This is a genomic window from Tessaracoccus luoxuelianae (assembly GCF_054483915.1).
This window is the reverse complement of the sequence record NZ_CM137013.1, coordinates 899,957-914,292: the sequence shown is the minus strand read 5'-3', so window position 1 is coordinate 914,292 and position 14,336 is coordinate 899,957. Positions and strand designations below refer to the sequence as shown.

Sequence of the window (14,336 nt, the reverse complement as noted above, 5' to 3'; positions counted from 1 at the left end):
AGTCTTCAGATGTCTACCGGGTGGCCGAGGGACCGCCACCGCACGGCCGCCGCCGCACCCACGCCGATCAGCGCGAAGAAGACCAGCAGCCCTATGCCCGCCCAGTCAGTGTCCACGCCGGCAAGCGCGTCGATGGCGGGCAAACGGACTCCGAGATCGCTCGCCAGGCCCGCGAACGTGATCAACGAGATCGCGACGGCGGCGGCGATCGACACCGCCGTGATCACAACGTTGTAGCGTGCCCGTTTCCGGTGCTGGGCTGACGAGTACATCTTTAGCATCAGGAAACCGTTGAGGGAGTCGCCCAGCGTCATCGCCGCGGCGAACAGAAGCGGCAGGGACAGCAGGACCAGCGGGGCCGTGCCCGCTGGGAGGCCGACGGCCAGCACGAGCACGGCCACCGACGACGCGGTGTCGAACCCCAACCCGAAGAGCAGCCCGAATCCGTACACGTGCCATGGTTGACGGACCCTCGCCAGCGGCGCCAGCAGCACCCGCGACACTCCCCCATGCACGCCCGGGCCGGCGGGACCCGCCCGCCCAAGATCAGCCCACGCGCGCGCGAGGACCGGGAGGTTGGTCACGGCGATGGCGGCCAGGTACGTGGCCGCGACACCCGCACCGACAACTCCCAGCCAGTGCCGCGTCACTGAGTCCTCGTCGATCGTCGACCCGATCCACCCAGTCCCTGCGATGACCAACGCAGCAGCGACGAGCACCACCGTCGAGTGTCCAGCTGAGAACGCCAACCCCACCGCGGCCGACCGCCTCCCCTCGGCGACGAACTTGCGCGTGGAGTTGTCGATCATGGCGATGTGGTCTGCATCGACGGCGTGGCGCAGACCCAGTGCATAGGCGACGACGGCGGAGGCCACCAGCCCGGCACCTCCCGAGGCCACCCCCAGTGCCAGGAGTGCCAGCCCCAACGCATGGAGCGACGCGACGACACTCACCGTCGCCCTGCTGCCGGTCACCCCCTGCAGGCTCATCCCACGGCCCCCTCCGCGTACGCCGGTGCGGCATCGGTGTGGACCTGTTCTCCCACTGGCATCTCACTCCCCCTCGTGTCCGCCTGCCGGATGCCGTCGACGATCAGGGACGGCCGCGTGGGCCCGCGGACATCACGAGTATGCATCGTGCGCGCCAGTTGCCCGCCGCACGCCAGCTCCATCACCAGTTCGTCCGGTGCTGGGACAAGGGTCTGGGTGCCGAACGCGAGCCTTGTGCTGATCGAACGCGCCCCGCCCCGGATGAACCTCTGGTCCTCCCCCGCACCCTGGTAGACGACGTCCTCGACCAGCAGCGGAGCCTCAGCCGTCTGCACGAGGGTGTGGCTGTGCACCCGGCCACCACGTTCGCCGTGGCGCCCCAGGACCACAGTCTCATCCAGCCGGAGCCCGGCCCCGTCGGCCAGCGTGGCGCGCAGGATCCGCATGGCCTCCGCACCGTCGCTGACGATGAAGGGCTCTGCCGCCCACACCAGTGACGCCCCGGGTCCGACGTTGAGCTCAGCCATCCACGATGCCCCCTGGCCGCGACCGTCGTAGGCCACCGTTGCCGCGATGTCCTTCAGCGTCAGCGACAGGCCGTCACGCACCTCCACCACCAGACGCACGTCGTCCCCACCGAGCAGGGTCGCCACCGTCGCCAGCAGCGACACCTCGAGATGATCCGAGCCGGCGGCGGTGATCCGGGCGCTGACCGGCCCCGTCCGGACCAGCAGCCGCGGGCGCCCGCTGCCGTCTCGGGCGGCCGTGATCCGGGTGACCTCAGTGGTGATGATGCGCCTCGCCCTCGTCGTGCGTGTGCGGGGGGAGGCCGCCGTGGGAGTGCGGGGCCATGGGGCCCGGATCGACGGCGACGTGATGACCGCTGCGGACGTGCTCCAGGGTCTCTCGCACCCAGTCGCACAGCAGGTCCACGCTCGCCTCGTCGGTCCGGCTCAGGGGGAGCACGGGGCGTCCGTCGCGGGCCTCGCGACCCTGCTCCACCATCAGTTCCGCATCCACCCCGACGTAGGGAGCCAGGTCGGTTTTGTTCACGATCAGCAGGTCGGCCCGCGAGATGCCGGGCCCGCCCTTGCGGACGACGTCTCCACCTCCCGCCACGTCGAGGACGAAGAGCTGGGCGTCGACGAGGGCGGGCGAGAACGTGGCAGTGAGGTTGTCGCCGCCCGACTCGACCAGGGTGATGTCCACCGGGTCGAAGGCAGCCTCCATCTCCTCGACGGCGACCAGGTTCATGGTGACGTCATCACGGATCGCGGTGTGGGGGCACGCCCCCGTCTCGACGGCCCGGATGCGTTCGGGCGCCAGCACTCCGGCGCCGCGGAGCATGCGGGCGTCCTCGTCGGTGTAGATGTCGTTGGTGATGACGGCCAGCGAGAACTCGTCGCTCATCCTGCTGCACAGCAGCCCGATGAGGGACGTCTTGCCCGTTCCGACCGGGCCGGCGACGCCGAGCCGCAGCGAACGCTGGGGATGTGTGTGGTCAGGCACTGAACAACCTCCGTGGGGTAGTGGCGTGGGCATGGATCCAGGCCTCGGTCTCGGGCGCGGATGGGCTCGGGATGTCTCTCGGGTGTGAGACCGCTGCGGCCTCTGCCGCGATGGTCTCCGCGAGGGGATGGGCGGCGATGGCCCATTCCACTGACGTGGCGGGGTCAAGCGGGAGCAGCTTCAGGGCGGCTGAGGTGATGGTCTGAATCTCGTCGTGCAGCAGCACCCGCACAGCCTGGAGCGGGTCGCAGGCCAGGATGTCGGCGAGCAGGGCCATCGCCAGGGGTCGGGTCGCGGGCACACCGGCGGCCGCGGACCGCCGGGGATCCAGCCGCTTCGCCAACCGAAGGTACCCGTGGGACGCCTGCTCCGCCGCCCGCCGCTGAACATGGCTCGGGGTGCGGGCCGACCAGTGGGCGTGCACCAGGTCCAGTCCGTAGTCGGCCCCGCGGAGGGCGCGCATGCCCAGCGCGAGGGTCGCGGCGTCCACGCGGGACACTGTCATGAGCCGGACCCGCAGGTACCCGGGCACGTCGCGGGCCTGGAGGCCCGCGAGGATCGCCGGCTCGAGGCCGGCTGACTGGGTGTGTCCCCCCACCGGCAGCCGGGCGTCACCCAGGAGGAGCGCGCCGAACGCGCCGTCCGATGCCGGGCCCATCAGAACAGCGAGTAGAGCTGCGCCAGCGGCAGCCGGTCCGCCGGCGCGGGCACCACCGTCTCGCCGTCGATCGCGATGGCGAAGGTCTCCGGATCGATGTCGATGGCCGGCGTTGCCGAGTTGTTGATCATGTCCGCCTTGCCCACCCCCCGCGTGGGCCTGACGGGTGCGAGCTCGTGCCGCAGGCCGAGCCTCCCAGCCAGTCCGGCGTCGAGAGCCGCCGGGGCAACGAACGTGAGCGAGTAGTTGGGTGCGGCGTCGGCGACGAGTGCGGGGCGCATCAGGACCGGTTGCGGGGTGGGGATGCTGGCGTTCGGGTCGCCCAGTGCTGCCCAGACGATCATCCCTGACTTGAGCACCACCGAGGGTCGGACCCCGAAGAACTTGGGTTCCCACAGGACCAGATCTGCCAGTTTGCCTGCCTCGACGGAGCCGATCTCGTGGTCGATGCCGTGGGCGATGGCCGGGTTGATCGTGTACTTCGCGACGTAGCGGCGGGCCCGCTCGTTATCGGCGGGCAGGCTCTCCGACAGCCGGCCTCGCCGCGCCTTCATGACGTGCGCGACCTGCCAGGTGCGGGTGATGACCTCGCCGATGCGACCCATGGCCTGGGCGTCGGAGGACGTCATGGAGAGGGCACCCATGTCGTGGAGGATGTCCTCGGCGGCGATCGTCGTGGCGCGGATCCGCGACTCGGCGAATGCCAGGTCCTCGGGGACGGCCGGGTTGAGGTGGTGGCAGACCATCAGCATGTCGAGGTGCTCTGCCACCGTGTTGACCGTGTGCGGGAGCGTGGGATTGGTGGAGCCGGGCAGCACGTTGGGCAGCGACGCGATCGACAGGATGTCTGGTGCGTGTCCACCCCCGGCCCCCTCAGTGTGGAACGCGTGGATGCTGCGGCCGCCGATGGCGCCGATGGTGGAGTCCACGTAGCCCGCCTCGTTGAGGCTGTCGCTGTGGAGGGCCACCTGGAGGCCGAACTCGTCGGCCGCGCGGAGCGCCGCGTCTATGGCGCCGGGGGTTGCGCCCCAGTCCTCGTGGATCTTGAGGGCGGCGGCCCCACCCCGCGCCTGCTCCGCCAGCCCCTCGGCGCTGACCGTGTTGCCCTTGCCGAACAGCAGCAGGTTGATGGGCAGATGATCGAGTCCGCGCAGCACGGTTTCGAGATGCCAGGCGCCGGGGGTGACGGTCGTCGCCTTGGACCCCTCCGAAGGCCCGGTGCCGCCCCCTCCGAGCGTCGTCAGGCCCGCGGCCAGGGCCTCGTGCACCTGGCTGGTCGACAGGAAATGAACGTGCATGTCGATGCCGCCCGCGGTCAGGATCTTCCCCTCGCCGGAGATGACATCAGTGCTGGGGCCGATCTCTATGCCGGGGGTCACGCCGTCGGCGATGTCCGGATTGCCGGAGTGCCCGATGGCGACGATGCGGCCATCGCGGAGTCCGACGTCGGCGCGCACGATCCCCCAGTGGTCAAGGACAACGGCGTTGGTGATCACCGTGTCCAGTGCACCGTCGGCTCGCGTCGTGGTGCCCTGTGCCATGGATTCGCGGATGGACTTCCCGCCCCCGAAGACGGCTTCCTCGCCGCCGACGGTGAGGTCGCGTTCCACCTCGATCCACAGGTCGGTGTCGCCTAGGCGCACCTGGTCCCCGCGGGTGGGACCGAAGAGGGCCGCGTATCGGCTGCGCGTGATCGAGCTCATGACTGTCCTCCATCAAGGTTGGCGGCTTCGGAGCCCTTGCGCTGGATGCCGGGGACCCGGCGCCGGCCGCGGAACGCCACGGCGTCGACGTCTCGCGCCACGCCGGGCTCGAATCGCACCGAAGTGCCCGACGGGATGTCCAGCCGGAATCCGTGGGCGGCCTCCCTGTCGAAGTCGAGGGCGCCGTTGGTGTCGGGGAGGTGGATGTGGGAGCCGATCTGCACGGGGCGGTCACCCGTGTTGGTGATCGTGAGGCTCAGGCGCTCATCCTCGCGCCGATCGCCGTTGAGCACGACAACGCCCTCCCCGACGCGCACGGCGCCCGGCTCGTCGTCGCCGTGGCCTAACGGGTGGTGGAGGGTGACGAGTTTCCGGCCGTCGGGGAAGGTGGCCTCCACCTGCACGTCGTGCAACATGGCCGGCACCTCTGGCATCACCTGCTCGGCGGTGAGGACCTGGGCGCCCTCCTCCATGAGCTGGGCCACGGAGGCTCCGTCGCGCGCCCGTTCGATCACCCAGCAGCTGAGGTAGGCGACGGTCTCGGGGTGGTTGAGCCGGACGCCACGCGCCAGGCGGTCGCGCGCGACCATCCCTGCCACAGCCATAAGAAGCTTCTCCGTATCGGAGCCGATGAGGTGCATGTCTGGGTCTCCCGTTCAGATGGCCATGGCGGAACGCACGGCGGCGCTTGAGTGAGAGTCGCTGTCACCGCGCTCGCGGATCCGGCCGGAGGCCAGCACGACGTAGCTGTCACTCGCTTCCAGCGCGAACCCTACGTGCTGTTCCACGAGGAGAACAGCGAGTCCATCGGCCGCCAGCGCCGAAATGGTGCGTTCGATCAGCTGGACCACGGATGGCTGGATTCCCTCGGTGGGCTCGTCGAGCATGAGCAGCGACGGCTCCAGGAGGAGCGCGCGAGCCAGGGCCAGCTGCTGGCGCTGGCCGCCGGACAACAGCCCAGCCCGGCGTCCCATCAGCTCACCCAGCGCGGGGAACAGGTCGACGACCTCGCTCAGCTTGGCGTGGCCGCGGGGATTCTGGTCGGCCACCAACTGCAGATTCTCGCGGGTGGTGAGGTCGCCGAACGACTGCTGGCCCTGCGGGACGTATCCCAGGCCCAGCTTGGCCCGTCGGTGGGCGCTCATCCGAGTCACATCCTGGCCGTTGAAGCGGACCCTGCCTGCGGTGGGCTTCAGCAGGCCGCTCGCCGTGCGCAGCAACGTGCTCTTGCCTGCCCCGTTGTTGCCGAGGACGGCCACGATGCCCCTGTCGGGAACGCGCAGCGACACATCGAAGATCACGCTGGTCCGGCCGTAGCCGGAGATGACACCGTCGATCTCGAGCATCAGCGGCCTCCTTCCGTGGTGGGGGTGCCCAGGTAGACCTCCTGGACGAGCGGGTTGGCCTGGATGTCTGCGACGCTTCCCTCGGCGATGAGCTCGCCGCGGGCAAGGACGCTGACCGAGTCCGCCACCTGCCGCATGAACTCCATGTCGTGCTCGACCACAACGACGGTGTGCCGAGGAGCGAGCGCACGGAGCAGGATCGCTGTCTGCTCCCGCTCGGCCTGGCTCATCCCGGCGACGGGCTCATCGAGGAGGAGCAGGTGGGCCTTCTGGACCAGCAGCATCCCGATCTCCAGCCACTGCTTCTGGCCGTGGGCCAGCGTGCCTGCGGGCTTCTCCCGGAGCTCCGTCAGGCCGATGATCTCGAGCGCCTCGGCCACGTCGTCGGGGACGTGTGGGCCCCGGGCCCGGAGCAGCGTGCGCGGGCCACGACCGGCGCCGCTGGCGATGTCGAGGTTGGCCAGGACACTGAGCTCCTCAATCACGCTGGCTGTCTGGAAGGTGCGACCGACGCCCATCCTGGCAACACGGTGGACGCTGCGACCGATGAGCTCGTTCCCGGCGAACCGGGCCCAGCCGCTGGCCTTGACCAGTCCGGTGAGCGCGTCGATGATCGTGGTCTTGCCTGCACCGTTGGGCCCGATGAGGAATCGAAGGTCCCCGCTGGTCACCGTGAGGTCCACCGAGTTCACGGCGACGAACCCGTCGAACGCCACGGTCAGGTGCCGGACCTCGAGATACTCCTGGCGGGGGTCCGTGCCCGCGTTGACGAGCGTGGCCGAGCCCGGGTCGATGGTGCGGCTCATGCCGGTGCCTCCTGAGGTGTGGTGAGGGCGAGGGGGTGCGGTTCCCGGGAACGCATCCGGCGTCGCACCACAGCCCAGATTCCCGCGAGACCGGCTGGCAGCGCCGCGATCACGACGATGAACAGGGCCGCCTGGAAGTAGGTCCAGGCCCCGGGGAAGGTCTCCGAAAGGCTGGTCCGGGCCCAGGAGACCGCGATGGAACCGAGCACCGGGCCCAACAACGTTGCTCTCCCGCCGATGGCGACACCGACGAGGAAACCGATCGAGGCCACGACCCCGACGTCGGCGGGCGAGATCATGCCGGCCACCGGCACGAACAGCGCCCCCCCGATGGACGCGAAGACTGCGGCGATGACGAAGGCCACGATCTTGATGACCGCAGGGTTGTACCCCAGGAACCTGACCCGGTTCTCCTCATCTCTCACCGCCACCAGGAGCTCGCCGAAGCGGCTGCGCATGAGCTGGCGGACGATCAGCACCATGGCGACGAGCGTCCCGGCGGCCACGTAGTAGAGGGTGGTCTGGTTGATCGGGTCGGACAGGGCGAAGCCGAAGAAGGAGCTGAACCCCGTCAGCCCGTTGGTGCCGCCGGTGGTCTGCTGCTGGCCCACCAGGAGGATCGCGAAGGCGGCGACGAGGGTCTGGCTGAGGATGGCGAAGTACGCGCCCCGGACGCGGCGCAGGAACACACCGATGCCGAGCACGAGCGCGAAGGCTGCCGGAATCAGGACCACCAGGACGAGGGTGAGGGAGCCCGAGCGCATGGGTTCCCACCACCACGGCACCACGCCTGTGCCGTAAAGCATCATGAAGTCGGGAACCCCGCCCGGGCCGGCGTCGGCGAGCTTCATGTGCATGGCCATGATGTAGCCGCCCAGCCCGAAGAAGAGGCCCTGCCCGAGGGTCAGCATGCCGCCCTGCCCCCATGCCAGCCCGATCCCGACGGCGACCATGGCCAGGCAGAGAAACTTGGCCAGCAACGACAGCCGGAAGCTGCTGAGCAGAAGCGGGGCTGCCGCCAGGGCGGCGACGAGCACGAGTGCGATGAGGGGGGACTTGAGTCGATCGATCATGCGAGGCTCCGGGTGCGGACGGTGAACAGGCCCTGCGGGCGGATCTGAAGGAAGCCGACGACCACCACGAGCAGCAGCACCTTGGCGAAACTCGCGTCTGTCATCAGCTGGAAGAACGACTGCAGGATGCCGAGCGTGAAGGCGGCCAGGACTGCGCCCTTGATCTTGCCGATGCCACCGGCGACCACCACAAGGAACGCATCGACGATGTAGTTCTGGCCCACGGTGGGACCGACGGAGCCCAGGAGGGTGAGCGCCACTCCGGCCAGCCCGGCCAGCCCGGAACCGATGAAGAACGTCGCGCGGTCGATGCCGCCCGAGTCGATGCCGCTGGTCTCCGCGAGCGCACGGTTGCCCACCACTGCACGGATCCGGCGTCCGAGCGGCGTTCTGGCCAACAGGTAGGCCACGATCCCGACGGCGACGACGCAGATCAACAGAATCATCAGCCTGCTCTTCGGCATGACAAGTGATCCCAGCACCACGGGGCCGGACAGCCAGGCCGGGGCGGGGACGTCGACGTTCGGGGCGCCGAAGATGTCGCGGGCCAGCTGCTGCAGCAGCAGCGCCACCCCGAACGTGACCAGGAGGGTGTCCAGAGGTCTGTCCCGCATGCGGCTGATGATCGTGGCGTGGAGCAGGACTCCGAGGAGGCCCGCGACAACGAACGCCACCGGCAGTGACACCAGGAACGAGGTTCCGGCGTGGCCGATGATGCCCGACATGACGAACGCCGTGTAGGCGCCCACCATGACGAACTCACCGTGGGCCATGTTGATGACGCCCAACTGGCCGAAGGTCAGGGCCAGCCCGAGGGCGGTGAGCAGAAGCACCGACCCCAGGCTGAACCCTGCGAACAACTGTTCGGCGAAGATCTGCATGTCAGGAGGTCTCCGACAGACCCTCGGCCCAGTCATAGGTGGTGAGGAACGGGTCGGGCTCGATGGGGCCCTCGGAGGTCCACACCGAGTAGATGAGGCCGTCCTCGGAGATCTCCCCGATCATCGCGGTCTTGGCGATGTGGTGGTTCTCCCCGTTGAGGGTGACGGAGCCCCCGGGTGCGGCGAAGGTGACCCCGTCGGCGGCTTCCTGAACGTCGGCCACGGCGAAGGACTCCGCCTTCTCGACGGTGGCCTTCCACAGGTACAGGGAGGTGTAGGCGGCCTCCATCGGGTCGGAGGTCACGCGGTCGTCGCCGAACTTGGCCTTGAAGTTGGTCACGAACGTGGCGTTCTCCTCGGTGTCCACGGTCTGGTAGTAGTTCCACGCCGTGAGCTGACCTGCGATGTTGGCGGCGCCGATGCCTTGGACCTCCTCCTCAGCGATGGAGACCGACAGGACGGGCATCGCGTCGGCAGACAGGCCGGCGCTGGTGTACTCCTTGAAGAAGGCCACGTTGGAGTCGCCGTTCAGCGTGTTGAACACGGCGTCGGCGCCGGAGTTGCGGACCTTGCCGACGATGGTGGCGAAGTCCGTGCTGCCGAGGGGGGTGTACTCCTCGCCGACGATCTCCATGTCGTGGGCCTCGGCGTAGGCGTTGATGATGCGGTTCGCCGTGCGGGGGAACACGTAGTCGGAGCCCACCAGGAACACCTTGGTGTGTCCCTGTTCGCGCAGGTAGTCCAGGCCGGGGATGATCTGCTGGTTGGTGGTGGCGCCGGTGTAGAAGATGTTGGGACTGGCCTCGAGGCCCTCGTACTGGACCGGGTAGTAGAGCAGGGAGTCCTGGTCCTCGAAGACGGGGAGCATGGCCTTGCGGCTGGCGGAAGTCCATCCGCCGAAGACTGCAGCCACGCAGTCCGAGGAGATGAGCTTGCGGGCCTTCTCGGCGAAGGTCGTGGGCTCGGAGGCGCCGTCCTCGGTGATGACCTCGAGCTGCTTGCCGAGGACGCCACCAGCAGCGTTGATCTCCTCCGCGGCCATGTTGAGCGAGTCGTTGACAGTCTTCTCGGAGATGGCCATGGTCCCGGAGAGAGAGTTGAGGAAGCCCACCTTGATGGAGTCGGCGGAGGTGTCGACGCAGGACTCAGCCGAGGCGGCGGAGTCGTCGGTGCCCGAGGCGCGCGCACCACAGCCGGCGAGCGCCAGAGCGGAGACGAGGGAGAGAGCGACTATCGACGTACGCGCCTGGGGGGTGCGGAACACAGACATGGTTGTCCTTTCAGGTGCCTGAACAGAAAAGGGACGGCCGGCCGGGGGAAGTCCCCCGGGACTGACGCCGTCCCTTCATCCAGAACGCTATGAGTGCCCGGTGTCGGGGCAGTCTCGGTCCTGTTCCAAGGGTGTTACCGCTTGTGAAGATCTGTTACAACCTTCCGCGGGTCTGCCCTCCACCCAGCTGAGCCGTCGAAGTTCTCGGGCGGGGGTGTCTCTGGCGGACCCGGACGGCGCCCGAGGGAGATGCGGCATGACCGGGCCCCCGCGATCCCGCGGAGTCGTTCGCGTAGGACGTGTCCGGGTCACACGTGGCGCGCATGGTGGCCCGTGACAGACTCCGAGAATGCTGAGTACTTCATCTGCGTGTGGCGCTACCTGGAGAATTGTCCCTCACTCGTGCCGGCAACCCTCTTCGCTGTGATTCACATTGCCACCACCGCAACGAACTACCTCTGATGGAGCCGGACCGGCTCGTGTCTTGGAGCACGGCGAGACGAATTGGGCATGCCGGGTGGCGCTGGTCCGGAAGCGTGAGCGCACCCCCTCGTCGCTGCCAGCCCGCTTCTGCTTGGGCATATACCGGGCCGCTGAAACGCTGCACCGCTTCCACCTCGTAGCCGTCAACGTATTGTCACGGGAGCCGATGGTGTGGGCGATGCGCAAGAATTACCATCCCCCCAGGTGGCGAATCCGCTGTGCGGCTGGCGCTCACTGCGCCAAAGCTCGAAATGCATCGCCGAGGAGGAGGCTGCAATGTCCATGAGGCTGCTGTGCCGGATCGGTAGGCATCGGTTCCTTACCCATCACAACACGGAGGATGGGAAGCCCACCCATCAGCAGTGCGCGCGCTGCGGGAAGCGGCGGTACTACGGCTTCGATGAGGGAAACCGCGACCTGATCGCCTTCGGCACCACGTTCCTCTAGCTTCGTCGCCCCTCCCCCTCAACGTGGTGTGACCGGCGGCCACTGCGGGCGCGAGGGTGCTCGCGCCCGCGGGCCATCAGGCCTCGGGGATTGGCACGCCGAAGTTGTCCAGGGGGATGAAGTCCGGCTCGGGGCCGCCGCGGACGCCGGTGTCGAGGGCGTCGATCGGCGCGATCTCGTTGGCGGGGAGCTCGAAGTCGAACACGTGAAGTTCTCGGCGTTCCAAGCCGCCTTCGTGGACTTGGGATGACCTGCACCCCCTTCTGGATGTGCCAGCGGAGCATGACCTGAGCGGCGGATTTGCCGTGCTTCTCACCGATGGCGAGGAGCACGGGCTCGTCGAAACTCTTCTTGGGCACGTCGTAGTAGGACGTGATGCCGCCGATCGGGGACCACGCCTGGGTGGTGCGAGGCCAAGGGCTCGACCACCGGGGGCCGGGCGCGCTGACCCGGCCTCAACTTCTTGATCGAAGCGGAGGCGAGAGTTGATCAGATCCATACATAGTCGGGGGACAGTGGTCTTACCGGCCTCACGGGAGGCACCTCAATCAAGGAGACCACTATGATCACCACGCGCAAGATCGCTGCCCTCGCCGCCGCCGCCGCGGCACTCGTCGCGATGACCGCCACCACAGCGGGAGCAGTCGAGCCAACCGGACGTGAGTTCGCCGACCACGTTCGAATGATGGCCCAATCAGACATGGGCTTTGACGGCGCCTGCAACCCTGGCATGCACCAGGGATTCGCCGGGATGGAGGCTCACCACTCCTGACCAATCCACAGCCGCCTCTCCGCCCAGGACTACAGAAGCTGCAGCGTGGTCAGGCAGGTGGGGCCCTCGGCATCGGAGGAGAAGCGGCTCTCGGCGCGCTTTCCGTCCTTGGTGACGACGACGGTGCCCTCGACGTCCTTCGGAATCCAGAAGCCGACAAACCCGTTGGCGTAGGTGGTCGCGTCCTCGTCAATGAGGACCTCCCCCGAATCGGTGGTGATCATCACGCGCACCTCGACGTCTGCCAGCTCCCCTTGGCACGTGCCGAGGTTGTGGAAGTAGCACTCGTGCGTGGCGGTCTCGTACGGCGCCATCGACAGGTAGAACTGGTCTTCGTCGAGGGGCAGCGCGGCCTCCGTGGTGCCGTCGCTGAGGAGCACCTCGTCGTAGCGCACCGATCCAGCCAGCGGCAACGGGCGCTGAGCGTCGAGTTGGTCCAGCGCCTCCACAACCTCGGCGCCGCTCTTCCCCTCAAGCCCGTACGCCGCGAGGAACGTCCTCGCCTCCCCCACCCCGACACTCGGCGCCGCCGCCGACGCGGGATCTCTCGGGGACTCAGCCACCTCCGGGGTTATGCAAGCCGACAGAGCCAGGACGGCCGCGAGCGGCACAGCGATGCGAACGGTCAGTTGAATGCGGCGCATGAGTATCTCCAGAAGGCGAAGTGTTCAAGGAAGTCCAGGTCTCCGCGGCGTTCCGCGGCACCGTTTCGGACAGGTCGTCCAACCAGCATGCCCCAACCACTGAGTGCGCCAGTCGCATGCTTGGTCAAGATCAGATCAAGAAGATCCCGAGGTGGCGGGGCTTCCTGTGACAAGCGCTCCACCGCTACCATCGTCACGCGGAGGCCCAGGCATGAGCGACACCCACGACCACACCCACGCGAGTCCGGAGACCAACCGGACCAGGCTGGCGATCGCGTTCGGGATCACCGCCACCATCCTGATCGCCGAGGTCATCGGCGCATGGTGGACCAACAGCCTCGCCCTCCTCGTCGACGCCGGGCACATGCTCACCGACGCCTCCGGCCTGCTGATGGCACTGATCGCCGCCTCCCTGGCCCTGCGGCCACCCACACCGGAGCGGACCTGGGGTTACCGTCGCGCAGAGGTGCTGGCCGCCGGCGCCCAGTCCGCGATCCTCCTCGCCGTCGGCATCTACGCCTTCATCGAAGGCGTCCGCCGGCTCTTCGACCCGGCAGAGGTCACCGCCGGCGGGCTGCTCGTGTTCGGGATCGTCGGACTCGTCGGCAACATCGTCGCCATGCTTGTCCTGGGCGCAGGCCGCGCCGCGAACCTCAACATGCGTGCCGCGTTCCTCGAAGTGGTCAACGACGCCCTCGGATCCGTCGCCGTCATCATCAGCGCGATCGTCATCTCGCTCACCGGATGGACCCGCATCGACGCCATCGCCGGGATGCTGATCGCCGCCCTGATCGTCCCCCGCGCGATCACGATCCTCAAGGAAGCCGGTGGGATCCTGCTCGAATCCACCCCCAGAGGCCTGAACCTCGACGACGTCCGCGGACACATCCTCCAGGTCCCGCACGTGATCGGCGTGCACGACCTGCACGCCTCCACCATCGCCACCGGGCTACCCGTCCTCACAGCCCACGTCGTCGTCGAAGAAACCTGCTTCACCCAGGGCCACGTCTCCCAGGAACTGCGAGACCTCCAAACCTGCGTCGCCGAACACTTCGACGTCAGCGTCGAACACTCCACCTTCCAGATCGAGACCCCCTCCCACAGCGCACTGGAACGCAGCTCTCACCACTGAGACCCGGTCTGCCCGACGTGGCGTGGGTTTGGAATCGCAAGGATGTGGGTATGGGTGAAGTGAAGGGAAGGAGCCGCCATGACAAGCGACGCACCGCGACACCACACCGAGGACAGCGGGAAGGACAAGCACTCGCATGCGATGTACTGGAAGTTCGGGGCGATTCTCCTGGTCAACCTGGGACTGATGTGGGCACTCAGCATGTCTATGGTCCGCAGCCTCGACCACTTCTACTTCAATCCCAGCAACCTCTACATGGCCGTCCTCATGGTGGCCGCCATGGCGGTGCTGATGACGGTCGGCATGTGGTCGATGCTCAAGAACAAGACCCTCAACATCATCCTGCTCGTCGGGTTCCTGGCGCTGTTTCTTGCCGCATTCTTCATGGGCCGCAACGAGGTGGGGGTAGGCGACGAGGGATTCCTCACCTCCATGATTCCGCACCACTCGCGCGCCATCCTGGTGTGCCAGGAGGCCACCATCACCGATCCTGAGATCGAACAGCTCTGCAGCGAGATCGTCGAGGCGCAGGAGAGGGAGATCGCCCAGATGAAGGAGATCCTCAAGCGGTACCAGTGAGTTGAATCCGCCTCGGGGCACTCGGACCGAACGACACGTCCCAT

17 protein-coding genes are annotated in these 14,336 nt (G+C 67.8%); 4 read left to right on the top strand and 13 right to left on the bottom strand.

The genetic code is table 11. From position 1 onward, the window contains the following. Positions 1-5 precede the first annotated feature (5 nt). From ACX1D1_RS03820 to urtA, 11 genes are all read right to left on the bottom strand, one after another. Positions 6-989 (bottom strand): HoxN/HupN/NixA family nickel/cobalt transporter, encoded by a 984-nt coding sequence (locus tag ACX1D1_RS03820; protein WP_182800409.1) that lies wholly within the window; start codon positions 987-989, stop codon positions 6-8. Next, positions 986-1,690, bottom strand: a complete 705-nt coding sequence (locus tag ACX1D1_RS03815; protein WP_527252188.1) for an urease accessory protein UreD — start codon at positions 1,688-1,690, stop codon at positions 986-988. The genes ACX1D1_RS03820 and ACX1D1_RS03815 overlap by 4 nt, the downstream gene beginning before the upstream one ends. Positions 1,691-1,769: 79 nt before the next feature. Continuing rightward, positions 1,770-2,498, bottom strand: a complete 729-nt coding sequence (gene ureG / locus ACX1D1_RS03810) for an urease accessory protein UreG (RefSeq protein WP_459055989.1) — start codon at positions 2,496-2,498, stop codon at positions 1,770-1,772. Next, complete coding sequence (locus ACX1D1_RS03805) at positions 2,491-3,156, bottom strand: urease accessory protein UreF (RefSeq protein WP_182783255.1); 666 nt, start codon at positions 3,154-3,156, stop codon at positions 2,491-2,493. Before ACX1D1_RS03805 ends, ureG begins: the two co-directional genes overlap by 8 nt. After that, positions 3,156-4,859 carry an urease subunit alpha gene (locus tag ACX1D1_RS03800; RefSeq protein WP_459055988.1) on the bottom strand — a complete coding sequence of 568 codons (1,704 nt, stop codon included), beginning with the start codon at positions 4,857-4,859 and terminating at the stop codon, positions 3,156-3,158. The genes ACX1D1_RS03805 and ACX1D1_RS03800 overlap by 1 nt, the downstream gene beginning before the upstream one ends. After that, positions 4,856-5,500: an urease subunit gamma gene (locus ACX1D1_RS03795; RefSeq protein WP_459055987.1), complete on the bottom strand. Its 645-nt coding sequence runs from the start codon at positions 5,498-5,500 to the stop codon at positions 4,856-4,858. Before ACX1D1_RS03795 ends, ACX1D1_RS03800 begins: the two co-directional genes overlap by 4 nt. Positions 5,501-5,515: 15 nt before the next feature. Continuing rightward, complete coding sequence (locus ACX1D1_RS03790) at positions 5,516-6,205, bottom strand: ATP-binding cassette domain-containing protein (RefSeq protein ID WP_459055986.1); 690 nt, start codon at positions 6,203-6,205, stop codon at positions 5,516-5,518. Next, the gene (urtD, locus tag ACX1D1_RS03785) at positions 6,205-7,011 is read right to left on the bottom strand and encodes an urea ABC transporter ATP-binding protein UrtD (protein WP_459055985.1); all 807 of its coding nucleotides are present in this window, start codon (positions 7,009-7,011) and stop codon (positions 6,205-6,207) included. The genes ACX1D1_RS03790 and urtD overlap by 1 nt, the downstream gene beginning before the upstream one ends. Then, complete coding sequence (urtC, locus tag ACX1D1_RS03780) at positions 7,008-8,084, bottom strand: urea ABC transporter permease subunit UrtC (RefSeq protein ID WP_459055984.1); 1,077 nt, start codon at positions 8,082-8,084, stop codon at positions 7,008-7,010. The genes urtD and urtC overlap by 4 nt, the downstream gene beginning before the upstream one ends. Then, positions 8,081-8,965, bottom strand: a complete 885-nt coding sequence (urtB, locus tag ACX1D1_RS03775; protein WP_385897817.1) for an urea ABC transporter permease subunit UrtB — start codon at positions 8,963-8,965, stop codon at positions 8,081-8,083. The genes urtC and urtB overlap by 4 nt, the downstream gene beginning before the upstream one ends. Position 8,966: 1 nt before the next feature. Next, complete coding sequence (gene urtA / locus ACX1D1_RS03770) at positions 8,967-10,235, bottom strand: urea ABC transporter substrate-binding protein (RefSeq protein ID WP_459055983.1); 1,269 nt, start codon at positions 10,233-10,235, stop codon at positions 8,967-8,969. A gap of 759 nt (positions 10,236-10,994) precedes the next feature. Here urtA and ACX1D1_RS03765 point away from each other — a divergent pair. After that, positions 10,995-11,165 carry a hypothetical protein gene (locus ACX1D1_RS03765; RefSeq protein ID WP_459055982.1) on the top strand — a complete coding sequence of 57 codons (171 nt, stop codon included), beginning with the start codon at positions 10,995-10,997 and terminating at the stop codon, positions 11,163-11,165. Between the two features lie 76 nt (positions 11,166-11,241). Here the strand turns inward: ACX1D1_RS03765 and ACX1D1_RS03760 are convergent, their stop codons facing one another. Then, positions 11,242-11,370 (bottom strand): hypothetical protein, encoded by a 129-nt coding sequence (locus ACX1D1_RS03760; protein ID WP_459055981.1) that lies wholly within the window; start codon positions 11,368-11,370, stop codon positions 11,242-11,244. A gap of 357 nt (positions 11,371-11,727) precedes the next feature. Here ACX1D1_RS03760 and ACX1D1_RS03755 point away from each other — a divergent pair, with 357 nt between their 5' ends. Next, entirely contained in the window at positions 11,728-11,937 is a 210-nt protein-coding gene (locus tag ACX1D1_RS03755) for a hypothetical protein (protein WP_459055980.1), read from the top strand. 29 nt (positions 11,938-11,966) lie between these two features. Here the strand turns inward: ACX1D1_RS03755 and ACX1D1_RS03750 are convergent, their stop codons facing one another. After that, complete coding sequence (locus ACX1D1_RS03750; RefSeq protein ID WP_459055979.1) at positions 11,967-12,500, bottom strand: CueP family metal-binding protein; 534 nt, start codon at positions 12,498-12,500, stop codon at positions 11,967-11,969. A 292-nt stretch (positions 12,501-12,792) separates the two neighbouring features. On the opposite strand from ACX1D1_RS03750, the gene ACX1D1_RS03745 reads away from it, so the two are divergent. Beyond that, positions 12,793-13,713 carry a cation diffusion facilitator family transporter gene (locus ACX1D1_RS03745; RefSeq protein ID WP_459055978.1) on the top strand — a complete coding sequence of 307 codons (921 nt, stop codon included), beginning with the start codon at positions 12,793-12,795 and terminating at the stop codon, positions 13,711-13,713. A gap of 78 nt (positions 13,714-13,791) precedes the next feature. After that, positions 13,792-14,292 (top strand): DUF305 domain-containing protein, encoded by a 501-nt coding sequence (locus tag ACX1D1_RS03740; protein ID WP_220489469.1) that lies wholly within the window; start codon positions 13,792-13,794, stop codon positions 14,290-14,292. Positions 14,293-14,336 lie beyond the last annotated feature (44 nt).